Raw genomic sequence first — 25,125 nt, forward strand, 5'->3', positions numbered from 1 at the left:
AGCCCTGTGAAACCAACACCATCGTCCAATACCTTGCGCCCCTCGGCCTGTCCGGGGTTGCTGCGTATTGTCCAGGCGTTGGATGGCGGGATTTGCCGGATCAAACTGGCCGGTGGTTCGATCCGCGCCGGGCAGGCGTTTGCCGTGGCCGACGCGGCCCAGGCCTATGCCGGCGGGGTGATCGAGGCGACCAACCGCGCCAACCTGCAAATCCGCGGAATCGGCGCCGAACAGGACGCATTGATCGCGGCCTTGCTGGCCGCCGACCTGGGCCCCAGAAGCGCCGCCGGGGACGATGTGCGCAACCTGATGCTCAGCCCCAGCGCCGGTATCGACCGCGACATGCTGTTCGACACCCGGCCGTTGGCGGACGAGATCCTCGTCACCCTGGAAACCCACCCGCGCTTTCATGAGTTGTCGGCCAAGTTCGCCGTGCAACTGGACGGTGGTGAAGCCCTGGCGATGCTTGAGCATCACCACGACCTGTGGCTGTCGGCCTTCGACGCCAATGGCCAGACGCTGTTGGCGTTCGGCCTGGCAGGTTGCCCGGCGCAGGACGCGCCCTTGGCGGCCGTGCCTTTGGCGCAAGGGCATGCATTGGTGGTGGCGGTTCTGGAACGCTTCCTTGCACTGGCCCGGCCTGAACAAAACCGCATGCGGCACCTGCTGGCCGAAACGTCTGTGGATAACTTCCTGGGGCAAATAAGCCTGCCGTTGCAGCCTGTCGACGGCTTCTCGCGCCGCGCAAACCCTGCGCCGCTGCACCTGGGAAGTTATCCACAGCACCAAAAAAACCGGGTCTACGTTGCCGGCGTCGCACCCTTGGGCCGCCTCGATTCGGCGATGCTCAGGGGCGCCGCGCAACTGGCCGTCGACCATGGCGACGCCACCCTGCGTGTCACGCCCTGGCAAGGCCTGCTGCTGCCCAATATCCGGGACGCGGCGGCTGTGACCGAACGCCTCGAACAGCTTGGCTTTCTGTGTTCTGTGGACCAACCCCTGGCGCGCCTGATCGCCTGCACCGGTTCCAGCGGCTGCGCCAAAGGCCTTTGCGACACCAAGGCCGACGCCTTGCACCTGGCCACGCTTGCCCCCGGCCACAACGTGCACCTGTCCGGCTGCCCGCGTTCCTGCGCTGCCGCACACACCGCGCCGGTCACCTTGCTGGCGGTGAGCCCCGGCCACTACGACCTCTATTTTCGCGACGCAGGCCTGCCCGGTTTCGGCCGCCTGCACGCGCGCACTCTTTCCATTGAAGCGGCGGGCGCCGTGTTGCGCGCCCACCCACGGAGCAACACCGATGATTGATTACATCCGCGACGGTCAGGAGATCTATCGCAACTCCTTCGCGATCATTCGCGCAGAAGCCAAGCTTGATCGCATTCCTGCCGACCTGGAAAAACTCGCCGTGCGGGTGATTCATGCCTGCGGCATGGTCGACGCCATCGACGGCCTGCAATTTTCCGAGGGCGCGGGCAAGGCCGGGCGCGAAGCCCTGGCCGCCGGCGCGCCGATTCTGTGTGATGCGCGGATGGTCTCCGAAGGCGTAACCCGCACCCGCCTGCCGGCCAACAATCAGGTGATCTGTACCCTGCGCGATGACAGCGTGCCGGAGTTGGCCCGCGAGCTGGGCAACACCCGTTCCGCCGCCGCCCTGGAGCTGTGGCGCCCGCACCTGGAAGGCAGTGTGGTGGTGATCGGCAATGCCCCGACCGCCTTGTTCTACCTGCTGGAAATGCTCGACGCCGGTGCGCCAAAACCCGCGTTGATCCTCGGTTTCCCGGTGGGTTTTGTCGGCGCCGCCGAATCCAAGGCGATGCTGGCTGCAGACAGCCGTGGCGTACCGTTCGTGATCATGCAGGGCCGCCTGGGCGGCAGTGCGATGGCCGCCGCCGCGGTGAACGCCTTGGCCACGGAGGTCGAATAATGCTGGCACGCGGACGTTTGATTGGCCTGGGCGTAGGCCCCGGTGACCCGGAACTTATCACCCTCAAGGCCCTGCGCCTGTTGCGCGAATCGCCGGTGGTGGCGTACTTCGTGGCCAAGGGCAAGAAGGGCAACGCCTTCGGCATCATCGAAGACCATCTGGTGCCACAGCAGACCCTGATGCCGCTGGTGTACCCGGTGACCACCGAAGTGTTGCCGGCGCCGCTGTCCTACGAGCAAGTGATCAGCGACTTCTACGACACCGCCAGTGTCGACGTTGCCGCGCACCTGGATGCCGGGCGCGATGTGGCGGTGATCTGCGAAGGCGACCCGTTCTTCTACGGCTCCTATATGTATCTGCACGACCGCCTGGCCGAGCGCTACGAAGCCCAGGTGATCCCGGGCGTGTGCTCGATGCTCGGTGGCGCCTCGGTGCTGGGCGCGCCGTTGGTGTATCGCAACCAGAGCCTGTCGGTGCTCTCCGGCGTGTTGCCCCACGACGAACTCAAGCGTCGCCTGGCGGATGCCGATGCGGCGGTGATCATGAAGCTGGGGCGCAACTTCACCAAGGTGCGCCAGGTATTGGAAGAACTGGGCCTGGCGAGCCGGGCGTTGTACGTCGAGCGTGCGACCATGGCCAATCAGAAAATCGTCGCCCTGAACGAAGTCGATCCAACGTCCTCGCCATATTTCTCGCTGATCATCGTTCCTGGTGAAAGGTGGCAAGGCTGATGACGAGTCCCGCGATTGTCATCCTCGGGCAGGGCAGCCTCGCCACGGCCCGGGCTATCCAGCAGGTGTATCCCGACGCGCTGATCCACGGCCTGGCCGGGCGGGTCGAGGGCGCAGACCAGTCCTACACCGAGTTCGGCGCAACCCTGCGCCAGTTGTATCAACAGGGCACGTCGATCATTGCGTTGTGCGCCGCCGGAATTGTGATCCGCACCCTGGCGCCGCTGCTGTTGGAGAAAGGCGTCGAGCCTGCCGTGCTGGCAGTCGCCGAAGACGGCAGCGCGGTAGTGCCGCTGCTCGGTGGCCTCGGCGGTGTGAACGTAATGGCGCGTGAAATCGCTGCTGCGTTGGGCGTTGCCGCTGCGATCACCACCAGTGGCGAGCTGCGTTTCGGCACCTGCCTGCTCAACCCTCCCAGCGGTTATCAGCTCGCAGATCTGGAGCTGGGCAAGCGCTTTGTGTCGGACTTGCTGGCGGGCGAATCGGTGCGCATCGAAGGTGCTGCGCCGTGGCTGGATCAGGCCAATTTGCCCCAGGATCAGCAGGCGCGACTGGCGATCCACGTGGGCAGCGCCGAGCGCACGCCTGCGGCGAATGAACTGCTGATTTATCCGAAGAACGTGTTGGTCACCTGCCAGCCAGGGCCGCAATTGGCCTCGCGCATTCGTGCGGCGTTGCAGGATGCAGGGCTCGCCGTGCAGTCACTGGCGTGCCTGCTGGCGGCTGAAACGGAGATGGCTGATTCGTCATTGCACGAAGCTTCAGTCGAGTTGGACGTACCGTTGCGCTTTGCCGATTTGGCGACCCAGGCCGACATCGCGATCACGGTCGCCGATGCCCCTCTGAACCTGTCCCTGATCGGTCGTCCCCGTGGACGCCTGGCGGTCATCGGCCTGGGCCCCGGCGCTGCCGAGCTGATGGTGCCGGCGGTAAAGGCCGAACTGGCCCGCTGCACCGACGTGCTGGGCTACGAAACCTACGTGCGCATGGCCGGGCCATTCCGCCCGGACCAGATCCAGCATTGCACCGACAATCGCGAAGAAATGCAGCGCGCCCGTCACGCCTTTGAACTGGCGGCGCAAGGGCGTTCGGTGGTGGTGGTGTCCTCGGGTGACCCGGGCGTATTCGCCATGGCCGCTGCGGTGATCGAAGCCTTGCACGAATCCAGCGACCCGGCCTGGCATCAGGTCGACCTGGAAATTTTGCCGGGCGTATCGGCATCCCTCGCGACGGCGGCCCAGGCGGGGGCACCGCTGGGGCATGACTTCTGCGTGATATCGCTGTCGGACAACCTCAAGCCCTGGGCGATCATCGAGAAGCGCCTGGACCTGGCGTCCCAGGCCGACCTGGCGCTGGCGTTCTACAACCCGATTTCCCGTGCGCGGCCGTGGCAGTTGGGGCGCGCCCTGGAGATCGTCGCGCAGCACCGCGCGGCCGAGACGCCGGTGGTGTTGGGCCGTGATATCGGTCGCCCGGGGCAGACCCTGCGCGTCACCACGCTGGGGCAACTGACCCCGGAGCAGGTGGACATGCGCACCATGGTGCTCATCGGCTCGTCCACCACCTGCGTATTCCCCCGCGCCGGTGGCGGTGAGTGGGTGTACACGCCACGTTGGTACGGCGAGAAACCGGCCTCCTGAAACACGGTGGCCCCGCAATGGGGCCACCTTGAAAAAGCCATCAGGTGATGGAAGAAAGGTCTGCTTGCCGAGCCGTTCTGGCGCCAGGTCGAGTCTTACCTTTCTCTACGGGCCGAAGAAAAACACCGCATCTTTTCACCGCACAGGTTCATCCCCCGTGTTTGCTCAGCGTCGCCGCGAGCGCTGATTTTTCCTGCGTGCAGCAGCGCGTCCTGTCGTCAATTTCCTGTAGCTCAAGATCTCCGGCAACTCGACTAGTGTTGGCGTTAAGCCCCATGTTGGGGGTTATGGAGAAATGGCTATGGAGCGAAATAACAGACGGATCAACAGCGCAAAAAGGAGGAGGCTGATTTCCGCTTACCGGCTTCCGGGGGCGTCCAGCCTGTCGTCCGGGTCGAGCCCGCCGATAAAGGCTGACGATGATGGTTTGAACGCGGCGGTGGTGAACAACAGCGTCATGTCGTTTGTGGACGGCATGACCAACCTCAACAAGGAGTACACCCGCAAGAGCTATTTGCTGGCGAGCAGCTACGTCAGCGATGTGTTGCGCATCGCCCGGGGAAGCGAGGCCTGGTACGACGAATTCATCAAGGTGATGACCAGCCTTGGCTGGATCCCGGTGAGGAGCAGTTTTGAGCGGGTGTACACGACCCGCAAAGGGCTGTCGGTGCAGTTGGCGGCGCTGAACCTGGTAGCGGCCACGGTGGCTTCGACGTTCCTGTCGGGGCCGCTGATCAGTGCGCTGCCCAAGCTGGTGGGGGATGCGGTGGAAGCCTTGAAGCAGCTTCCGGCCTCGTTCGAGTTGTTCAAACGCAATACCACCACCCGCGACGGTGGTGATTTCGGCTTGGCGTCCTGTTCGGAAACGGCCGGAGAGGTCTCGATGGTGTTGGTGACTTACAGTTCCCACGGGGTCAGCAAGCAGTTGGGCATACCGTTTCTGGAGTGGGACAGTGCCTCCGTTGAAGCCTTCAGTGGCCGCACGTGCCTGGTGCTGAACAGCTCGGTGGTCAACGAAGCCACGATTCAACTGCTGCGGGACAGCGCAGGGGACAAGGTCCGCCTGGCTATCGCCAAATACAGGATTTGAGCGTTACGGCACCAGGTAACCGCGTACACCGGTAAAGATGATTTGCGCGGCCAGGGCACACACAAACAGCCCCATCAACCGGCTGACAATCTGCAAGCCCTGGTCGCCGAGGATGCGTTCGATACGGTTGGACAGGTACAGCACCACGCCCACCGTGAGGCTGGCCAGGGCGATGCTGAGGATGGCGGTGATCTTGTCGTCCCAGTGCGGCTGGCTGACGCCCATCACCAGCAGCGCACCGATGGTGCCGGGGCCGACGGTCAGGGGAATGGTCAGCGGCACGATGGTCACGTCCTGCTGCACGTTGTCGGTCTGCACCGCCGACTTGCCTTGGGCCATGCCCAGGGCCGAGATAAACAGCACACTGCCGGCGCCGATGCGGAAGGCGTCGACGGTGATGCCGAACACACTGAAAATCACCCGGCCGAACAGGTAGAGCAACACGCTCGATACCAGGGTGGCGAGGGCGACTTTCCAGGCCAGGCGCCGCCGCTCTTTGCTGGAGTAGCCGCGGGTCAGGCTGATAAAGCAGGAGAGCACGAAGAAGGGGCTGTAGAGCACCAGCATCTTCAGGTAAACGCTGAATAACACATGGAGCATGGGCGCGGCTCGCGGCGGGGACGTGTGGGGAGTCTATCAGGCGCCACGGAACAAATGTGGGAGCTGGCTTGCCTGCGATGGCGGTGTGTCAGGCATCCATGTTTGTGGCTGATACACCGCCATCGCAGGCAAGCCAGCTCCCACAGGGAGATCCTGTTTCAGGTCAGGTAGGGGCGTGTTCCGGCCGTTGTGCCCGCTGCGCCACCCAATACTCCACCAGCTCGCGCAATTGCGACAGCTCCACCGGCTTGGCCATGTGCCCGTCCATCCCGGCCTGGCGTGCACGCTCTTTATGTTCCGACAGAATGTGCGCCGTCAGCGCCACGATCGGCGTACGAATGCGCTGGTTGCTGACTTCCCACGCCCGCAGTTGCTGGGTGGCGGAGAAGCCGTCGAGGATCGGCATTTCACAGTCCATCAACACCAGGTCGTAGCGTTGGGCCTTCATCGCTTGCAGGGCTTCTTCGCCGTTGCTCGCGGTGTCGGGCTGCAGGTTGAGCTTGCCGAGCATGCCGCGAATCACCTTGGTGGAGATGCTGTTGTCTTCCGCCACCAGGATCCGGAAATCACTCGGCACCGTCACCGGGATGGGCGCGCTGATCGCGGGCTGGCGAGGCTGCACGGTGCCTTTGCTGCGCTGGGTCAACTCGTCGGCAAGCGTGGTCTTGAGGGTATAGCCGGCCACGGGTTTGGCGAGGATGCGTTTGATCCCGCAGTTGCGCGCGATGATCTTGCTCGGCGCGTTGCTGATGCCGGTGAGCATGATCAGCAATATGTCGTGGTTCAGGCTCGGGTCTTCCTTGATCTTCGCCGCCAGTTGCATGCCGGTCATGCCGGGCATGTTCTGGTCCAGCAGCACCACGTCGAAATAGTCCCGCAGGTGCGCCTTGGTGCGCAGCAGCGCCAGGGCTTCCTTGCCCGAAGGCACGGCGCTGACGTTCAGGCCCCAGGCCGTGCATTGCTGCACCAGCACTTTGCGGCAGGTGTCGTTGTCGTCCACCACCAGCACGCGAGCGCCCTGGAGCGGGCCGTCGAGGTCGGAGGTCGGATGCTCCAGGCGTTCCGGGTCCAGCGGCAAGGTCAGCCACAAGGTGCTGCCCTGTTGGCTGCCGCTCTTGATGCCGAATTCGCCATTCATCAACAGGATCAACTGTCGGGCGATGACCAGGCCCAGATGGCCGCTCAGGCGTGTGGCCGAGAGGAAATTCTTGCTGTGCAACTCGCTGTGCAGCAGGGCGTCGCGCTCGGCGGGTTCCATTGGCAGGCCGCTGTCTTGCACGGCGATGCGCAGGCGCGGTTTGCTGCTGCGCTCGTCCAGCGCGACGACGATCAGCACTTCGCCTTCATCGGTTTTTTGCAGGGCGTTTTCCAGCAGGCTCAACATTGCCTGGCGCAGGCGGGTCGGGTCGCCGCTGATCACCCGTGGCACCTGGGGCTGGATAAAGCTGATCAGCTCGACGTTCTGCTGTTCGGCCTTGGCGCGGAAAATACTCAGGCAGTCTTCGATCAGCGCGTTGAGGTCGAATTGCACGTCGTCCAGTTCGATCTGCCCGGACTCCAGCTTGGAGATGTCGAGGATCTCGTTGATCAGGGTGAGCAGTTCATTGCCGGCGCTGTGGATGGTTTGCACATAGTCCCGCTGCTTGACCGACAGCGGCGTGCCCAACAGCAGTTCGGTCATGCCCAGCACGCCGTTCATGGGGGTGCGGATTTCGTGGCTGATCTTCGCCAGGAACTCGGCCTTGGCGGCGATCTCGGCATTGCTGGCCGCCAGGTCGCGGCTGAGGCTGAAGTTGTCTTCGGTGATGGCGCGCTGGCGTTCGCCCAGGGCCAGGCTCATCAACAAGCCGCTGAGGCAGATAAAACCGAGCAAGGTGACGATCAGACCTTGGGGCGCCACCAGTGTCAGGCCCAGCAATGCGGGCAGGATAATCAGGGTGCCAATGTTGAAGATCACCATCGCCAGCATGAACAGCCGCGCCGGGCGATAACCTTTTTGCCAGTGATAAGCCGAAACGAACAACATGCTCAGGCCGGCCAGCGCCACCAGGGCATAGGTGATGATGTTCAGGGGCAGTGTGTTGACGAACAGCAGCAACAGCCCGACCAGGACGATCAGCAGGATGTCGGCCATCAACAGCTTGTTCAGCGGATGCGGGCCCAGGGGCGCAAAGAAACGGTAGGCGAACATCAGTCCGCATGGCGCCGTCAGCAGCAGGGCGAGGTAGGCGCCGGGGGTTTGTACCGCGTGCCAGTTCGGCAGCCATGGCCCCACCACATTGAGCAGCAGCGCCAGGCTGAGCAGCAACAGCACTTCGCAGGCGGCGAGCCACAGGCTGCTGCGGGAGCGATGGTAGGCGTAGCGGGTCAGGTTGTGCAGGATCAGCATCACCAGGCAGCCGAACAGCAGCCCGTAGATCAGCGTCTGGTTCTGGTTGGCCGCCGCCAGTACGGCGGGCTCCAGGGTGATGTACGGGCGCAGTTCGTGTTCCGAGACCAGCCGCAGGTACACGTCCAGCGGCTTCTGGCTCTGAGGCATCGGCAGCATGAAGTCGCTGCTGGGCAGCGGGCGCTCGGCCTGGGGCTGGCGGGTGCCGGTGGCTTGCTGCTCCACCAGGGTGTCGCCGTCGAGCACGTACAGGTTCAGGTGTGACAGGTCAGGGGCGAATACCCGCAGCACTTGCTCGTGCTTGCCGGGTTGCAGCCTGAAACGTACCCACAACGCACCGTCCGGTTGCGCGGCGGTAATCCGGTCCAGTTCGATGGGGCTGAATTGATTGATGTAGCGGGGCGAGCGGATATCGCTCAGTTGCAGATCGGCCTGTTCATCAAGCAATACCGCCCAGCCACTGCCTTGTGCGGCGGCCTGGGCCGGAAGCAAGCAGAGCAAGGTCAGCAGACTGACAGTGAAACCTATGGCGATCCTGAGCCAGCGCACGGCGAAATCCCTTCGTAGGTTGATGCATGGGTATAACTATGCGCGGGGCCACAAGAGTAGGGCAAGGGCAAAACGCCCCTGCCTAACCGAACGGATAGCTGTTTACTGACTTTCGCCACGCTCGCGGGCAATGGCACGGTAGCCAATGTCGGTGCGATAGAAGCAGCCCTTCCAGTCGATTTTTGCCGCCAGCTTGTACGCTTGTTGCTGGGCGGCATCTACGCTGCTGCCCATGGCGGTTGCGCACAATACGCGACCACCGGCGGTGACAACCTTGCCATCCTTGAGCGCGGTGCCCGCATGGAACACCTTGCCTTCCAGCGTAGCAGCCGCATCCAGACCTTCAATCACATCGCCCTTGGCGTAGTCGGCCGGGTAGCCGCCGGCGGCCAGCACGATGCCGACGCTCGGGCGCGGGTCCCACTGGGCTTCTACCTTGTCCAGGGCCTGGGCCAGCGCAGCTTCCACCAGCAGCACCAGGCTCGATTGCAGGCGCAGCATCACCGGTTGGGTTTCCGGATCGCCGAAACGGCAGTTGAACTCGATGACTTTCGGGTTGCCGACCTTGTCGATCATCAAGCCGGCGTACAGGAAACCGGTGTACACATTGCCTTCGTCGGCCATGCCGCGCACGGTTGGCCAGATCACCAGGTCCATCACGCGTTTGTGCACTTCGGCGGTGACTACCGGGGCAGGGGAGTAGGCACCCATGCCGCCGGTGTTCGGGCCGCTGTCGCCGTCGCCAACACGTTTGTGGTCCTGGCTGGTGGCCATCGGCAGCACGTTCTTGCCGTCGACCATCACGATGAAGCTGGCTTCTTCGCCGTCGAGGAACTCTTCGATGACGACGCGCGAACCCGCTTCACCGAAAGCGTTGCCGGCGAGCATGTCGCGTACGGCGTCTTCGGCCTCACTCAGGGTCATTGCGACGATCACGCCTTTGCCGGCGGCCAGGCCGTCGGCCTTGATCACGATCGGTGCACCGACCTCACGCAGGTAAGCCAGGGCTGGCTCGATCTCGGTGAAGTTCTGGTAGTCGGCAGTCGGGATCTTGTGGCGAGCCAGGAAGTCCTTGGTGAAGGCTTTCGAGCCTTCCAGCTGGGCAGCGCCGGCGGTAGGGCCGAAGCAATCCAGGCCACGGCTGCGGAACAGGTCCACAACGCCGGCTACCAGCGGCACTTCCGGCCCGACGATGGTCAGGGAAACATTTTTCTCGGCAAAGTCTGCCAGTTGCTCAAGGGCTAGCACGTCGATGGCGACGTTTTCGCACTTGGCTTCAATGGCGGTGCCGGCGTTGCCGGGTGCAACGAAAACTTTCTGGACGCGCGGGTCCTGGGCAACTTTCCAGGCCAGGGCGTGTTCACGGCCACCGCTGCCAATGATCAAAACATTCATTTCAAAAACCTCGGATGACGCTGAATTCTGAAGACCACGGTGGGTGGCTTTTCTGTGGGAGCTGGCTTGCCTGCGATGCGGGCGCCTCGGTGTATCAGGTGCACCGAGGTGATGCTATCGCAGGCAAGCCAGCTCCCACAGGAGCCAGTGCCCACCAGTCAATTGGATCAGTGGCGGAAGTGACGCATGCCGGTAAAGACCATGGCGATGCCGGCTTCGTCGGCAGCAGCGATGACTTCAGCATCACGCATCGAACCGCCCGGTTGGATCACCGCGGTAACACCGGCTTTCGCGGCGTTGTCCAGGCCATCACGGAACGGGAAGAATGCGTCGGACGCCATTACCGAACCCTGCACCTGCAAGCCGGCGTGTTCCGCCTTGATCGCAGCAATACGTGCCGAGTTCACGCGGCTCATCTGGCCTGCGCCGACACCGATGGTCTGGCGGTTCTTGGCGTAGACGATGGCGTTGGATTTAACGTACTTGGCGACTTTCCAGGCGAAGATCAGGTCGTTGATTTCCTGTTCGGTCGGGGCGCGTTTGGTCACCACTTTCAGGTCTGCGCTGCCGATCATGCCGATGTCGCGGCTCTGTACCAGCAAGCCGCCGTTGACGCGCTTGTAGTCCCAGGCAGCGGCACGCTCGGCCGACCACTCGCCGCAGGCCAGCAGGCGCACATTGGCCTTGGCAGCAACGATGGCGCGGGCTTCGTCGCTCACGGACGGGGCAATGATCACTTCAACAAACTGACGCTCGACGATCGCCTTGGCGGTCTCGGCGTCCAGTTCACGGTTGAAGGCGATGATGCCGCCGAACGCCGACTCGGTGTCGGTGGCGTAGGCCAGTTCGTAGGCCTGGCGGATGCCGCCTTCAGCGTCCGGGCTCACGGCCACGCCGCACGGGTTGGCGTGCTTGACGATCACGCAGGCGGGCTTGACGAAGCTCTTCACACATTCCAGCGCGGCGTCGGTGTCGGCCACGTTGTTGTAGGAAAGTTCTTTGCCTTGCAGTTGGGTTGCGGTGGCGATGCCGACTTCGGCAGGCTTGGCTTCAACGTAGAACGCCGCGCTCTGGTGCGGGTTCTCGCCGTAGCGCATTTCCTGGGCCTTGATGAACTGGCTGTTGAAGGTGCGCGGGAACTGGCTGCGGCCTTCTGTGCTGAGGGTTTCAGCCGCCTGGTTCACGGTGCCCATGTAGTTGGCGATCATGCCGTCGTAGGCGGCGGTGTGTTCGAAGGCCTTGAGCATCAGGTCGAAGCGCTGGGCGTAGGTCAGGCCGCCGGCTTTCAGGCTTTCCAGTACGTTGGCGTAGTCGCTGGCGTTGACCACGATGGCCACGTCTTTGTGGTTTTTTGCTGCGGAGCGAACCATGGTCGGGCCGCCGATATCGATGTTTTCGATGGCGGTCGGCAGGTCGCAGCCTGGCTTGTTGATGGTGGCTTCGAACGGGTAGAGGTTAACGGCCACCAGGTCGATCGGCTTGATGCCGTGCTCGGTCATGATGGCGTCGTCGATACCGCGACGACCGAGGATCCCGCCGTGGATTTTCGGGTGCAGGGTCTTGACCCGACCGTCCATCATTTCTGCGAAACCGGTGTAGTCCGCCACTTCCACTGCGGCCACGCCGTTGTCCTGCAGCAGTTTGAAGGTCCCGCCGGTGGAGAGAATCTCCACGCCCAGGGCTTCCAGCTCCCGGGCAAATTCGAGGATCCCGGTCTTGTCGGAGACACTGATCAAGGCACGGCGGATCGGCAGGCGGGTAGTCTGGTCGGTCATTTCAATTTCCATCAAAAGCAAAGGAGTCAGCAAAAAAGGCGACCGTTTTTACGCGGGCGCCTTTCTGGTTTGATTGAATGCTTACAGCAAATCGTACTGCTTGAGTTTCTTGCGCAGCGTGCCACGGTTCAGACCGAGCAGCTCACTGGCCTTGGTCTGGTTGCCCTTGACGTAGTTCATCACGCTTTCGAGCAACGGCGCTTCGACTTCGGAGAGCACCAGGTTGTACACGTCCGTGACGGCAGCGCCCTCAAGGTGGGCGAAATAATTGTGCAGCGCCTTCTCGACACTCCCGCGAAGGGTCTGGCCTTCTTCGCTCGGCGTGTTGAGGTGCTGTTTCAAATTGACGTTGTCGCTCACGGGTGTTGTTCCACTCACTAAAGTCTCGGTCATCATCGTCATGCGGCCACCCCTTCTCCGTCCCCTGTCACCAGGCTCTTGTAACGCTCGCTGAAGAACTCACGAACGTTGGCGCACTGTGCTTCCGTATCATCCAAACGATTGAAGTGGGCGCGAAACTCCCTGGCGCCCGGCAAGGTTGCGAGATACCAGCCCACATGCTTGCGAGCAATGCGTACTCCCATCACGTCTCCGTAGAAGGCGTGCAGGGCGGCCAGATGCTCTAGCAGAATACGTTCCACCTCGATCAACTCCGGTGCCGGCATGACTTCGCCGGTACGCAGAAAGTGCTCGATCTCACGAAAAATCCACGGCCGCCCCTGGGCAGCCCGGCCAATCAACAGGCCATCGGCGCCGGTCGCGTGCAGCACGCGCCGGGCTTTCTCGGCTGAATCGATGTCGCCGTTGGCAAAGACGGGAATCGACACCGCCTGCTTGATCGCGGCAATGGTGTCGTAATCGGCTTCACCGGTGTAAAGGTCGGCGCGGGTGCGGCCATGCACCGCCAGCGCTGTAATGCCCGCCTGCTCGGCGATCTTCGCCACCGTCAGGCCATTCTTGTTGTCCCGGTCCCAGCCGGTGCGGATCTTCAGGGTGACCGGCACATCCACTGCAGCGACAACGGCATGCAGGATCTCGCTCACCAACTGCTCATCCTTCAACAGGGCAGAACCTGCGGCCTTGTTACAGACCTTCTTGGCCGGGCAACCCATGTTGATATCAATAATCTGCGCCCCCAACTCCACGTTGGCCCGGGCCGCATCCGCCAGCATTTGCGCATCACCGCCGGCGATCTGTACCGAGCGGGGCTCGGGATCACCTTCGTGGATCATGCGCATCCGCGATTTGCGGGTGTTCCACAAGCTCATGTCGCTGGTGACCATTTCCGAGACTACAAGCCCTGCGCCCAAACGCTTGCAAAGCTGACGAAAGGGCTGGTCGGTGACACCCGCCATCGGGGCGAGGATCAAGCCGTTGTGCAATGTGTATGGGCCGATGCGTACCGCCGACATAGGACTTCCCTGTTGTGGGGCCGGATCATTAGAGTTCGAAAAAGGGTTGGCATGATACCCGCTCTCGATGACTGGATAAAGGCTGAATTGGATAAAATCTGAACAGTTATTTTCTTATCGCCGCTGGTTTGGTCCAAGGCCGTGCAGTCAATAATCTGCCGTCAAACCCCGGCCGATGACCCGTTTCACTCGGGGGAGTGGAAGCTCAGGCTGTAATTCACCGCTTTGTTGCCCGGGTCGAGAATGTCCAGGGCAATGTGGATCGGCGTCTGGGAGGGCATCTCGGTCTGGCCTGCCAGCTCGCCGCTGAGGTACTCGGCGGGCTTGAAGCGACGACTGGCGATCATATTCCCGTTCATGTCAGCGAAGCGTAGCTCCAGCAACGGGAACGGTTGGGAGAATGTCGCGCGGTTATAGATGATCGCGTCCACTACCAGGGCGCCGGCGAACTCCGGGTGGCTGCGCACCACCAGGTTGCTGCTCTTGATGTGGGCGATATCAACGCGTGAGGGCACGGTGCAGCCCAGTTTCGGGCACAGTTCCTGGAACCACGGGCGGTAGGCGTCCTGGCGTGCCAGGTCGTCGAATTGGTAGGCGACGTATTGACCTGCCAGGCCGGCGGCGGCCAACAGTACCAACAGGCCCCAGAACAGGCGGCGGCCCCAGCCCGAAGAGCGCTTCTGGGAATACAGGTGCAGTGGGTCGTCTTCCAGGTCCGACAGCAGGTCGTCGTGGGCGCCCGCCTCTGGGCGAGGGCGTTTGCGTTTGGGCTGCGCGCGCTCCGGCAGTTCGGGTTCCGGCGTTTCTGCTGCGGCGGTCACCGGTGGATTGGGTTCGTCATCGACGGCGGCTGCGTGCAGCGGCGGTTCGTCGTCAGGCTCGACCGCTTCAAACGACATCGACGGTTCGGTGCGCTTGGGTTTGCCGGGGCTTGCCTTGGCGGGTTGCGGTTCGTCGTCGCTCGGTTGCGGGGCTTGTGCCCTTTCGTCGCGCGGCTCGCTGAACAGGCTGGCGGCCCATTGTTCTTCCTCGGCCTTGGCGGTGTCGCGGCTGGCGCTGAGGGAGTCTTCCTTTTGCCGACGGTCGGCGCCGGGTTGGCGACGGTCTGCACCCACAGGCTGGGTGTGTTGAATCTCGCGACGTTCCAGCTTGGCCAGTTCTTCGTCGAGGTCCAGGTTATCCAGGTCCAGCTCTTCGGCGGTCCATTGCTTCTGGCTGATGGCCCGCGGTGCTTCGGGTGGCGGTTCTACGGCTGCCGGTGGCTGGGCCGCAGGCGCATTGGCGCGCTGCTCCAGCAATTGGCGAGCGGCGTTGAACACTTGCAGGCACGAGCCACAGCGCACCACGCCACGGGCCACGCTCAATTGAGCATGGCTGACGCGAAAGCGCGCTTGGCAATGTGGGCACTGGGTGACGAAACTGTCGGTCATGCGGCCATCCGATTCATGCAGGCGCTCATTCTAGCGCCGACGACCGCTGATGCGTACCCAGCCGTCGCGGTTGGCGATCGGGTCCAGCTCGAAATCCAGGGCGTAGGCGGCGGCAACGTCTTCGCCCTGTTCGGCGAGGATGCCCGACAGCGCCAGGCGCCCGCCCGGCTTGACCAGGCTCGACAGCTGCGGCGCCAGGGCCACCAGCGGCCCGGCCAGGATATTGGCCACCAGCACGTCGGCCTGCACCTGGGGCAATTGCTCCGGCAGGTACAGCGGGAATTTCTCTTCAGCGATGTTGTTGCGCCCGGCGTTGTCGCGGGAGGCTTCCAGGGCCTGCACGTCGATGTCGGTACCGACGGCTTCCTTGGCGCCCAGCAGCAGGGCGGCGATCGCCAGGATCCCCGAGCCGCAGCCGAAGTCCAGCACGTTGCAGTCTTGCAGTTCCTGGCCGTCGAGCCATTCCAGGCACAGGGCGGTGGTCGGGTGGGTGCCGGTGCCGAATGCCAGGCCCGGGTCCAGCAGCAGGTTCACCGCGTCAGGCTCGGGGGCGGCGTGCCAGCTCGGCACGATCCACAGGCGCTGGCCAAAACGCATCGGCTGGAAGTTGTCCATCCAGCTGCGTTCCCAGTCCTGGTCTTCTATGATTTCGCTGTGATGCTCGGGCAGCGGGCCGCCGGTGAGCAGTTCCATGTGGGCCAGGACGCTGGCGGCATCGGTGCCGTCTTCGAACAAGGCCAGCAGATGGGTGTGGGACCACAGTGGGGTGGTGTTCAGCTCGGGTTCGAAGATCGGCTGGTCTTCGGCGTCCATGAAGGTCACCGACACCGCGCCCACTTCGAGGAACGCGTCTTCGTAGGTTTCGGCTTGTTCTGGGCTGATGGCGAGACGGACTTGCAGCCAAGGCATGGCGGGCACCTTTGAAAAAATGAGTGTGCAGCGGGGTAGGGCTGCGAAAGACGCGCAAGTTTACGCGAGCGAACAGCAGAAGACGACACCACTGACTGAACGCAGGCTAAATGTGGGAGCTGGCTTGCCTGCGATAGCGTCGCCTCGGTCCGGCTGATAAATCGAGGTGTCTGCATCCCGGGCAAGCCCGGCTCCCACAAAAGCCAGCTCCCAGAGGGTTTTGTGGTGTTTTCTGTATCCCACAAACAACAAAACCGCCCGAAGGCGGCTTTGTTGGGTGGAGCACTTCGCTTACTGATTAGCCAGCTTGTGTTCCAGGTAGTGAATGTTCACACCACCTTCGCAGAAGCCTTCATCGCGAACCAGATCCCGATGCAGCGGGATGTTGGTCTTGATGCCGTCTACCACGATTTCGTCCAGGGCATTGCGCATACGGGCCATGGCCTCGTCGCGGGTGGCGCCCCAGGTGATCAGCTTGCCGATCAGCGAGTCGTAGTTGGACGGAACCTTGTAGCCGCTGTACAGGTGCGAATCCACACGTACGCCGTTGCCGCCGGGCGCGTGGAAATGCTTGACCAGGCCAGGGCTTGGGATAAAGGTTTTCGGGTCTTCGGCGTTGATCCGGCACTCCAGCGAGTGGCCGTGGATCTTCACATCATCCTGGGTAAACGACAGCTCGTTGCCAGCGGCGATGCTCAGCATCTCCTTGACGATGTCGATACCGGTGACCATTTCCGAAACCGGGTGCTCTACCTGCACACGAGTGTTCATCTCGATGAAGTAGAAGCGACCGTTCTCGTACAGGAACTCGAAAGTGCCCGCGCCACGGTAGTTGATGTCGATGCACGCCTTGACGCAGCGAGCCAGTACTTCCTGGCGAGCGGTCTCGTCCAGGCCCGGTGCCGGAGCTTCTTCCAGTACCTTCTGGTGACGACGTTGCAGCGAGCAATCGCGGTCGCCCAGGTGGATGGCGTGGCCCTGGCCGTCGGACAGTACCTGCACTTCCACGTGACGTGGGTTGGTCAGGTACTTTTCCAGGTAGACCATCGGGTTGCCGAACCAGGCGGCAGCTTCCGAGCGAGTCTGCTTGGCGGCTTCGATCAGGTCTTCTTCCTTGTGCACCACGCGCATGCCGCGACCACCACCGCCACCGGCGGCCTTGATGATCACCGGGTAACCGACTTCGCGACCAATGCGCAGGGCGGTTGCCTCGTCTTCAGGCAGCGGGCCGTCGGAACCTGGAACGGTTGGCACGCCGGCAGCGATCATGGCGTCCTTGGCCGATACCTTGTCGCCCATCAGGCGAATGGTTTCGGCTTTCGGGCCGATGAAGGCAAACCCGGATTTCTCCACCTGTTCGGCGAAGTCGGCGTTTTCCGCGAGGAAGCCGTAGCCCGGGTGGATGCCATCAGCGCCGGTCACTTCAGCGGCAGCGATGATGTTCGAGACTTTCAGGTACGAGTTCGTGGCCAGTGGCGGGCCGATGCAGATGCTTTCGTCCGCCAGTTTCACGTGCATCAATTCGGTATCGGCCGTCGAGTAAACAGCGACGGTCTTGATGCCCTCTTCCTTACAGGCGCGCAGGATACGCAGCGCGATCTCGCCGCGGTTGGCGATCAGGACTTTTTGCAGTTTCTTCGCAGGTTTCAACATCGAAGGCGCTCCGCGGTTCAAACGATGGTGAACAGCGGCTGGTCGTACTCAACCGGCTGACCGTTTTCTACCAGGATGGATTCGATGACGCCGGCTTTTTCAGCCGTGATGTGGTTCATCATCTTCATCGCTTCGACGATGCAGATGGTGTCGCCCACTTTCACGGTTGCGCCGACTTCAACGAAGGCTGGCGAGGTCGGTGCCGGAGTGCGGTAGAAGGTACCGACCATTGGCGACTTGACCACGAAACCGTTCAGTTTAGGTGCGGCAGGGGCTTCGGCAGCGGCCGCAACCGGAGCAGCCACTGGCGCAGCGGCAGGGGCTGGCGCTTGCATCTGTGGCGCGTAGAACTGTTGGGCCGGGGTCTTGCTGTGACGGCTGATCCGTACGGATTCCTCGCCTTCCTTGATCTCCAGCTCGTCGATACCGGATTCTTCCAGCAGTTCGATCAGTTTCTTAACTTTACGGATATCCATGAATCATCAACTCCCAAAGGGTCGGTCAGGGGCGCTTGGCCGTGTCTTCAAGCTGTTCCAGGGCGGCCTCCAGGGCCAGTCGGTAACCGCTGGCGCCAAGGCCGCAGATCACTCCTACCGCAACGTCGGAGAAGTAAGAGTGATGGCGGAAAGGTTCGCGTTTGTGCACGTTCGATAAATGCACTTCGATGAATGGGATGCTCACCGCCAGCAGCGCGTCACGTAATGCAACGCTTGTGTGCGTAAAAGCGGCGGGATTGATCAGGATAAAGTCCACGCCTTCGCTGCGCGCGGCATGGATGCGATCAATCAATTCGTACTCGGCATTGCTTTGCAGGTAGAGCAGATGGTGGCCGGCATCACGTGCCCGTCGTTCCAGATCGAGGTTGATCTGTTCGAGGGTCACTGCCCCGTAGACGCCCGGTTCGCGGGTGCCGAGCAGGTTCAGGTTGGGTCCGTGAAGAACCAGTAAGGTCGCCATCGGCTGTTCCTTGTTATTGATGTGGGCACGGTAGAACCCGGCGACTATGCCGCAAAGGCTTTGTGACTGTCCAGTTCTATGCAGTAGGCAGCACGATTAGCGAGGATTGCGCAAAATATGTGACCGAGGTGTCAGATTCGGTCACTTGTAGGAGCCGGCTTGCCGGCGATGGCGTCTGTGGGGGTTGCGGTGAATGTTCGGGCCTCATCGCCGGCAAGCCGGCTCCTACAGGGCGTGTATTAGACGCGGAATGCCTGCACGGCGGTATTGAGCTGCCCGCCCAGTACCAGCAAATGCTCTCCCTGGCGGCGGCCCTGGCCAATTCGCAGCAAGTTGTCCTCGCCCAACTGGTGAATTCGCTCACTGTTATCGCGGATTTCACTCACAGCGCCACTTTGCTGGGCGGTGACATCGGCAATCCGCACGGCGGTGTCGGAAATGGTCTGGATCGCCCCGACGATTTCATCCAGCGCGCCGTCGGCGGCCTGGGCTTGCTCGGCGGTGGCTTCGGCGTGTTCGACCTGGGCGCGCATGCCTTCTACCGATTGCCGGGCGGCGGTTTGCAGGCCGGCGATCAGGTGCTGGATTTCGGCGGTGGCGCCGGCGGTGCGCTGGGCCAGGGAGCGAACTTCGTCGGCGACCACGGCGAACCCGCGCCCGGCCTCACCGGCCCGGGCGGCTTCGATGGCGGCGTTCAGCGCCAGCAGGTTGGTCTGGTCGGCAATCGAGCGAATCACCGTGAGTACGCCGCCGATGGTCGCGGATTCCTCGGCGAGTTTTTCGATCATCTGCGCATTGATCTGCACTTCGCCCACCAAGGCGTGCAGCCCGGTCAGGCTCAAGCCGATTACGCGTTGGCCCTGTTCTACTGCTTCGCCTGCGCTGCGGCTGGCCTGGGCAGCCTGGCTGGCGTCGCCGGCAACCTGTTGGATGGTGGCCTCCAGTTCGCCCAGGGAATCGCGAATCTGCGCGGTGTCACCGGCCTGGCGTTCGGCGCCGTCATGCATGCCGCTGCTCAGTTCCGCCAGCGCGCTGCTGCTGCCGGCCACTTGCTCGGCGTTGCCTCTGATGGTGCCCACCAGGTCCACCAGGTAGGCGCGCAGGCGGTTCAGGGATTCTTCGATATCGTGCAGTTCGCGGTTGGTCTTGCCCAAGGCAATGGGCTGGCTGAAATCGCCCTCGGCCCAGGTGGACAAGGCCGGCGCCAGGTTGGTCAGCACCCGTGCCAGGCGCCGCTGCAAGGTGTCTATCAACAGTGCGATCAGCAAAATCAGGCCGATCATCACGCCTTGCATCAGGCGCACTTCGCCCTGGATTTTCCCGTGCTGGGCGCGCACCACGGGCTCCAGCCCGGCGATGGCCTGCTGTACGGCATTGATTTTCAGATGGGTGCTGGTGGCCAGTTCGGTGCGCTGCTGGATTTGCTCGCGGGTGCGTTTCAGCTCGGCGGGGTAGCGGGTCAGCAGGCTGTTGAGCTCGCGCTTGAGGTCGACGCCGGTGTCCTGGGCCACGGTTTTTTCGGTGTTTTCCAGGCCCATCATGGCCGAAAAATCGTCGGTATTGGACTCGCTGCTGGCCGTCACGCCCAGCAAGGGCAATTGCCCCAGCACGTCAGCCTGGCTGCGGATGTTGCTGACTTCGCGCTCCACATCATCAGCCAGTTCGCTGCGCCCGCTGCTCACCAGTTTGTCCCGGGCCAGGGAGAGTTTGGCCAGATGCTGGGACGCGGCCAATAAAGGCGGCAAATAACGCGCAGACTCCGGCGAATTCACCCCGCTGGCGTACTGGTTCAATTGCTCCAGGTTGGCACCCAGTTCGCGTTCGGCTTGCAGCAGCAGGGCTTGCGGGTCGCCGGCCAGTTTGCCGGCGGCCAGCAGGTCGGTCTTGCTGAAGGTATCCAGGTCGGCAAGGCTGGGTCGCAGGTTCTGCGCCAGGTCCGGCGGCAACTCATCCAGGTGCTGCAGCAGGTTCTCCAGGCTCTGGCTGGCGCTGCTCAGGCGCAGGGCGTCGCCGCTGGCGAGGTAATCGTCGATATTGCGCGCGGCCTGGTTCTGAAAGGTCTGCGACAGGCCCAGGTAACGCTCCATCAGCAGGTAAGGCCGTTCCAGGGCGCGTTGCGACCACCAAAGTGTCGCGCCCAGGGCCAGGCAAACGGCGACCAGCAGGAGGGTGTTCAGATTCGTCAGCAGCTTCAGGCGCATGCGTGGTTTCAACCGACAGCAGAAGTAAGTGCCTGAAGTTATTGCGTTTCCATTACAGAGTTATGACGGATTCGGTGGATTCCGGTGAAAAGGTGGCACTTTGCTTTGATGCCCGGGCCGACGCCACCCGGTTACGCCCGGCATCCTTGGCACGGTACAGCGCCTCGTCGGCCTGGGCGGCCATCATCAGGCTGTCGGAGCCGTCGCAGAGCTCCACCACGCCGGCACTGAACGTGCACCACAAATCCTGCGGCTGGGCGGGGTAGTGAATCTCGGCGAAGCGCCCACGGATCTCGTCCAGTACCTGGCAGGCCCTGTCGAGATCGGTGTCGGGCATCACGATGGCAAATTCTTCGCCGCCGTAACGGCCTATATAGTCGGTCTTGCGCAGGCGCTGCTTGAGAAACAGCGCGAGGCTCTTGATCACCCGGTCGCCCATGGGGTGGCCGTGGCTGTCGTTGACCCGCTTGAAGTGGTCGATGTCGAGCATCGCAAAGCTCAGCGGCTTGTTTTCGCGGCGTGCGCGGAAGCTGCAGTCTTCCAGCAGTTGCAGGATGTGGGTGTGGTTGTACAGCCCGGTGAGGCTGTCGCGCACCATCCGCGCCTTGAGGTTGCGCGCCCGCGCCGCGCGGTTGCGCACGGTGGTGATCAGGTGCCGAGGCTTGATCGGCTTGGTGAGGAAGTCGTCGCCGCCTTCGCTCATGGCGTCCAGTTGCTTGTCCAGGTCGTCTTCGGCCGAGAGGTAGATGATCGGCACGCTGACGTAGCGGTCATTGTGGCGGATCACCTTGGCCAGTTCGGTACCGGTGCAGGCCGGCATATACATGTCGAGGATGATCAGGTCGGGCTGGAAGTCCGCCAGCTCGGCCATGGCCTGGATCGGTTCGATCAGGGTGCGGGTGACGATGCCGGCGCTGTTGAGCAGGCGCTCGGTGTGCATGGCCTGGGCCCGGGAGTCATCGATGATCAGCACTTTATAAGGTTCGTACTGGGCGACGCAGGTCAGCACTTCGATTTTTTCCAGCAGGCTCGAGGCCTCCAGGGTTCCGGTGAGGAACTCCTGGCCGCCGGCGCGTACGGCCGCGAGACGCGTGGGCGTATCGGTTTCGTGCAGGCTGAAAAACAGCAACGGCAGTTTTTGCTCAAGGCCTTCCTGGGCTTCGGCGGCAAGCTTGAGGCCGAGGCCGGTGCCGCAGAAATCCACATCCATCACGATAGCCGCGGGCAAGCGCTCGGCCATCGAGGCGCGAAACGCCGCCACGCTGTCGAGGGACTGGGCGCTCAATCCAAAAAACTCCAGCTGCTTGGCCAGGCGCTCGGCGCGGTCGTGGTCGGCCAGCATCACGTAGATCGGCTTGCGCATCGGCGGCAGGAGCGTTTGCTCAAGCTGGTCGCCCTGGCGCAGGCCGGTGCGGGACAGGCGCTGCATCAAACGGTTGAGTTCGGTGATCAGGTGGCTGCTGAGGCGACCGCGGTTGTCGTCCACGGCCTTGAGTGAATCGCTGATCAGGTGCGCCAGCTGGCCGTGTTCCGGCTGCTCGAAGCGTTCGGCAAAACGCAGCAGGCGCAGGTTGGCCTCACTGAGCTCGGACAAGTCAGTGGTCGACCATTCGCTGCGTTGCAGGCGCTGCCAGATCTCAAGAATTTGACGTGCCTGATGAATTACCCGCTGGGCAAAATGGTGCTTGAGACGCTCACGGCTGGGGTCTTCTGGCTCGGTCATATCCTGACTACTAGTTAGGCTGCATGCTGAGGTCGAACTGATGGCTCTATGCTAGCACCTCTTTTCCTTTGCACGAGTGTCATACGTCAATTAACTGCGAGGTCCTGGATATTCATTTGTCGACCCTGCAGTCGCGCGGGCGTAAAAAGCGTGCATCCTTTATAGTCGAGCCGCGCATACGCGCCACCCCGACTAAAAGCGCCCCGATGCTCGGCACGATGGGGTAGGGTTGTGGTCGTAGCTATTGAACTCAAGTGATTGAAAGGATATCGCCATGCTGGACTGGAAAAACCGCGCAGGCAGTGCAAAGGGCCCGGCCCCCGAGACCAAGTCGGCCCCCCGCAGCTATTTCCGTAACCTGCTGATGAGCCGTGCGTTGCTCTCGCTGGTTGCGTTGTACCTGTTGGTCACCGGTGCCCTGGGCTGGTACTGGAGCGAAGAGCCCGCGTTGTTCCCGGTGCAGCAGAACGCGCAGATTGCCGCCGAGAAGGATGGCAAGCAGATGGTGGTGGGTTTCACCACCGTCGAAACCCTCAAGACCGTAGTCGGCACCTTGTTGAACAAGCCGGGTGGCTACATTTCCAACGACCGTTTCCCGCCGGGCCTGTGGATGGACAACATGCCCAGCTGGGAATACGGCGTGCTGGTGCAGGTGCGTGACCTGACCCGTGCCCTGCGCAAGGACTTCGCCCGTTCGCAGTCGCAGTCGGCGGAAGACGCAGATTTGGCCAAGGCCGAGCCGCGCTTCAACTTCGACAACAAGAGCTGGGTGCTGCCGTCCAGCGAGTCGGAATACCAGGAAGGCATCAACTCCCTGAGCCGCTACGAAGCGCGCTTGTCCGACCCGAATCAGCGCGGCGCACTGTTCTATGCGCGTGCCGACAACCTGAACAACTGGCTGGGTGATGTGGCGACCCGTCTGGGTTCGCTGTCGCAACGGCTGTCGGCCAGTGTGGGCCGGGTCAAGCTCAACACCGCGCTGAAAACCGAAGCGCTGGCGCCAGGTGAAGTGCCGCAGGTCGATGAAGAAGTGGTGGAAACCCCATGGATGCAGATCGACAACGTGTTCTACGAGGCCCGTGGCCAGGCCTGGGCCTTGTCCCACCTGCTGCGCGCCATCGAAGTCGACTTCGCCGACGTGCTGGCCAAGAAGAACGCCACCGTCAGCGTGCGCCAGATCATTCGTGAGCTGGAAGCCTCGCAGGAACCTGTGTGGAGCCCGATGATCCTGAACGGCAGCGGTTTTGGCATCCTGGCCAACCACTCGCTGGTCATGGCCAACTATATTTCCCGGGCCAACGCTGCAGTGATCGACTTGCGTCAGCTCCTGAACCAGGGTTGATGATGGACGCTTCCACCCGAGAGGCGGCGCACCGCGCCGCCTCCGACGCCGAACTGATCGCCTGGGTCGACGAGCAGGACAACCTGCTCGGCTCCCTGGTGCGTTCCGATTTGCGCCAGCGCGGGCTGATCGGGCGCTGCACCTTTATCTTCCTGTTCAACTCGGCCGGTGAGCTGTGTGTGCACCGGCGCACCCTGAGCAAAGCCATGTACCCGGGGTTCTGGGACACGGCGGCGGGCGGGATGGTAGCGGCCCACGAGTCCTACGCCGAGTCGGCGGCCCGGGAGCTGGAAGAGGAATTGGGCGTCAGCGGCGTCGAACTCACCGCTCACGACCATTTCTATTTCGAAGACGGCGACAGCCGGCTCTGGTGCACTTCGTTCTCGGCCGTGTGGGACGGGCCGCTGCGGATCCAGCCGGAAGAAGTCATGGAAGCCCGCTTTCTGCCACTGGCGACGGTGCTGGAGGAGGCCGAGCAAAAGCCCTATTGCCCGGATGCCCAGGAAGGGTTGCGTCGTTATTTGGCCCTGCGTCGCTAAAGTTGCATAAATTGGCGCCATTAGGCTCTTAGCAAGGGGCCTTTTTGCCGTTACACTGCGCGACTTTTCAAGCTGAACCGCTATTGTTCCACCCTGTAGGAGCGAGCTTGCTCGCGAAAAACGTAAGCACGACGCGTGCTGCCTGAATGCCCGCGTTATCGTTGACGACCTTCGCGAGCAAGCTCGCTCCTACAATGGGTTGAATGCCTGCGGTTCAGTAGCGCTGCCCCTGCCTGAGTGGGGCTTCGCGGTCGGTGATCGCACCGATCAGTCTTTGTCCTCCCAAGAGGATTGCCGGTGGCCAAAAAAGCCGCATCCTTCGCCGCCCTTGGTGGCCTGGTATTTTCCACCGACGCAGGTCGACACTGCCCGGACTGTCGTCAGCCCGTGGACGCGTGTACCTGCAAAACAACCCTGATTCCCGAAGGCGATGGTATTGCCCGCGTACGTCGCGAGAGCAAGGGCCGTGGCGGCAAGACGGTGACCACCATCACCGGCGTGCCCCTGGCCGAGGATGCCCTGAAGGAGCTGGCCACCACGCTGAAAAAGCGCTGTGGCACCGGTGGTGCCCTCAAAGACGGCATCATCGAGATTCAGGGCGACCACGTCGAGTTGCTGTTGGCCGAGCTGATCAAGCTGGGTTACAAGGCGAAGAAATCCGGCGGCTAGCAGCCTCTGTGAAAACCACCCCGATGACCCGCTTGCTGAACGCGAACTGTCGTCCCCATGGTTTTCACAGAGCCTGTTCCTGACCGGTGTCTAAACTCTGTCCTGCAAGTGGGGTCTACCCCTCTCACAGGCAAATCGTCATTTTCATTCTTTAGACTGCGCCAGCCTCTGATCAGGCCGGTGCACTTCGACTT

At 62.6% G+C, this 25,125-nt stretch carries 20 protein-coding genes and 1 pseudogene; 8 read left to right on the plus strand and 13 right to left on the minus strand.

Annotated features, from left to right (window positions below; all coding sequences use genetic code 11):
- Window positions 1-6 precede the first annotated feature (6 nt).
- From cobG to HX875_RS02675, 5 genes are all read left to right on the plus strand, one after another.
- A complete protein-coding gene (cobG, locus tag HX875_RS02655) occupies window positions 7-1,308 on the plus strand; it encodes a precorrin-3B synthase (RefSeq protein WP_371321465.1) in 1,302 nt (433 codons plus the stop codon).
- On the plus strand, window positions 1,301-1,927 hold the full coding sequence (locus HX875_RS02660) for a precorrin-8X methylmutase (protein ID WP_010174005.1): 627 nt from the start codon (window positions 1,301-1,303) through the stop codon (window positions 1,925-1,927). Before cobG ends, HX875_RS02660 begins: the two co-directional genes overlap by 8 nt.
- Entirely contained in the window at window positions 1,927-2,658 is a 732-nt protein-coding gene (locus HX875_RS02665) for a precorrin-2 C(20)-methyltransferase (protein WP_177041394.1), read from the plus strand. The genes HX875_RS02660 and HX875_RS02665 overlap by 1 nt, the downstream gene beginning before the upstream one ends.
- Complete coding sequence (gene cobJ / locus HX875_RS02670) at window positions 2,658-4,298, plus strand: precorrin-3B C(17)-methyltransferase (protein WP_177041396.1); 1,641 nt, start codon at window positions 2,658-2,660, stop codon at window positions 4,296-4,298. Before HX875_RS02665 ends, cobJ begins: the two co-directional genes overlap by 1 nt.
- A gap of 301 nt (window positions 4,299-4,599) precedes the next feature.
- Entirely contained in the window at window positions 4,600-5,388 is a 789-nt protein-coding gene (locus HX875_RS02675; RefSeq protein ID WP_177041397.1) for a hypothetical protein, read from the plus strand.
- Between the two features lie 3 nt (window positions 5,389-5,391).
- On the opposite strand, the gene HX875_RS02680 is transcribed toward HX875_RS02675, so the two are convergent.
- From HX875_RS02680 to HX875_RS02740, 13 genes and pseudogenes are all read right to left on the minus strand, one after another.
- The gene (locus HX875_RS02680; protein ID WP_003217330.1) at window positions 5,392-5,988 is read right to left on the minus strand and encodes a MarC family protein; all 597 of its coding nucleotides are present in this window, start codon (window positions 5,986-5,988) and stop codon (window positions 5,392-5,394) included.
- A 163-nt stretch (window positions 5,989-6,151) separates the two neighbouring features.
- Window positions 6,152-8,926 (minus strand): hybrid sensor histidine kinase/response regulator, encoded by a 2,775-nt coding sequence (locus HX875_RS02685; RefSeq protein ID WP_177041400.1) that lies wholly within the window; start codon window positions 8,924-8,926, stop codon window positions 6,152-6,154.
- Window positions 8,927-9,028: 102 nt separating this feature from the next.
- A complete protein-coding gene (purD, locus tag HX875_RS02690; RefSeq protein ID WP_177041401.1) occupies window positions 9,029-10,321 on the minus strand; it encodes a phosphoribosylamine--glycine ligase in 1,293 nt (430 codons plus the stop codon).
- Window positions 10,322-10,488: 167 nt separating this feature from the next.
- Entirely contained in the window at window positions 10,489-12,096 is a 1,608-nt protein-coding gene (gene purH, locus HX875_RS02695) for a bifunctional phosphoribosylaminoimidazolecarboxamide formyltransferase/IMP cyclohydrolase (RefSeq protein ID WP_010174016.1), read from the minus strand.
- A gap of 81 nt (window positions 12,097-12,177) precedes the next feature.
- Window positions 12,178-12,498: a DNA-binding transcriptional regulator Fis gene (gene fis / locus HX875_RS02700; protein ID WP_003186237.1), complete on the minus strand. Its 321-nt coding sequence runs from the start codon at window positions 12,496-12,498 to the stop codon at window positions 12,178-12,180.
- Window positions 12,495-13,508 (minus strand): tRNA dihydrouridine synthase DusB, encoded by a 1,014-nt coding sequence (gene dusB / locus HX875_RS02705; protein WP_177041403.1) that lies wholly within the window; start codon window positions 13,506-13,508, stop codon window positions 12,495-12,497. Before dusB ends, fis begins: the two co-directional genes overlap by 4 nt.
- 185 nt (window positions 13,509-13,693) lie before the next feature.
- Window positions 13,694-14,938, minus strand: a complete 1,245-nt coding sequence (locus HX875_RS02710; protein WP_177041405.1) for a DUF3426 domain-containing protein — start codon at window positions 14,936-14,938, stop codon at window positions 13,694-13,696.
- 30 nt (window positions 14,939-14,968) lie between these two features.
- On the minus strand, window positions 14,969-15,847 hold the full coding sequence (prmA, locus tag HX875_RS02715) for a 50S ribosomal protein L11 methyltransferase (RefSeq protein WP_177041407.1): 879 nt from the start codon (window positions 15,845-15,847) through the stop codon (window positions 14,969-14,971).
- Window positions 15,848-16,138: 291 nt separating this feature from the next.
- Window positions 16,139-17,500: an acetyl-CoA carboxylase biotin carboxylase subunit gene (gene accC, locus HX875_RS02720; protein ID WP_177041409.1), complete on the minus strand. Its 1,362-nt coding sequence runs from the start codon at window positions 17,498-17,500 to the stop codon at window positions 16,139-16,141.
- 17 nt (window positions 17,501-17,517) lie between these two features.
- A complete protein-coding gene (accB, locus tag HX875_RS02725) occupies window positions 17,518-17,976 on the minus strand; it encodes an acetyl-CoA carboxylase biotin carboxyl carrier protein (protein WP_177041411.1) in 459 nt (152 codons plus the stop codon).
- A gap of 25 nt (window positions 17,977-18,001) precedes the next feature.
- A complete protein-coding gene (gene aroQ, locus HX875_RS02730; protein ID WP_003217307.1) occupies window positions 18,002-18,457 on the minus strand; it encodes a type II 3-dehydroquinate dehydratase in 456 nt (151 codons plus the stop codon).
- 239 nt (window positions 18,458-18,696) lie between these two features.
- Window positions 18,697-19,191: pseudogene (locus HX875_RS33045) on the minus strand (methyl-accepting chemotaxis protein); the annotation flags it as partial.
- Between the two features lie 1,519 nt (window positions 19,192-20,710).
- Window positions 20,711-22,381 carry a response regulator gene (locus HX875_RS02740; protein ID WP_177041415.1) on the minus strand — a complete coding sequence of 557 codons (1,671 nt, stop codon included), beginning with the start codon at window positions 22,379-22,381 and terminating at the stop codon, window positions 20,711-20,713.
- 274 nt (window positions 22,382-22,655) lie between these two features.
- On the opposite strand from HX875_RS02740, the gene HX875_RS02745 reads away from it, so the two are divergent.
- From HX875_RS02745 to HX875_RS02755, 3 genes are all read left to right on the plus strand, one after another.
- Window positions 22,656-23,723, plus strand: coding sequence for a DUF2333 family protein (locus tag HX875_RS02745; RefSeq protein ID WP_063033321.1), 1,068 nt, complete (start codon window positions 22,656-22,658; stop codon window positions 23,721-23,723).
- A 2-nt stretch (window positions 23,724-23,725) separates the two neighbouring features.
- Window positions 23,726-24,262 carry an NUDIX hydrolase gene (locus HX875_RS02750; RefSeq protein WP_063034071.1) on the plus strand — a complete coding sequence of 179 codons (537 nt, stop codon included), beginning with the start codon at window positions 23,726-23,728 and terminating at the stop codon, window positions 24,260-24,262.
- A gap of 297 nt (window positions 24,263-24,559) precedes the next feature.
- Complete coding sequence (locus tag HX875_RS02755; protein WP_167664869.1) at window positions 24,560-24,931, plus strand: translation initiation factor Sui1; 372 nt, start codon at window positions 24,560-24,562, stop codon at window positions 24,929-24,931.
- The last annotated feature ends 194 nt before the right edge of the window (window positions 24,932-25,125 follow it).

It is taken from the genome of Pseudomonas yamanorum (genome assembly GCF_013386765.1).
Classification (GTDB): Bacteria; Pseudomonadota; Gammaproteobacteria; order Pseudomonadales; family Pseudomonadaceae; genus Aquipseudomonas; species Aquipseudomonas yamanorum_A.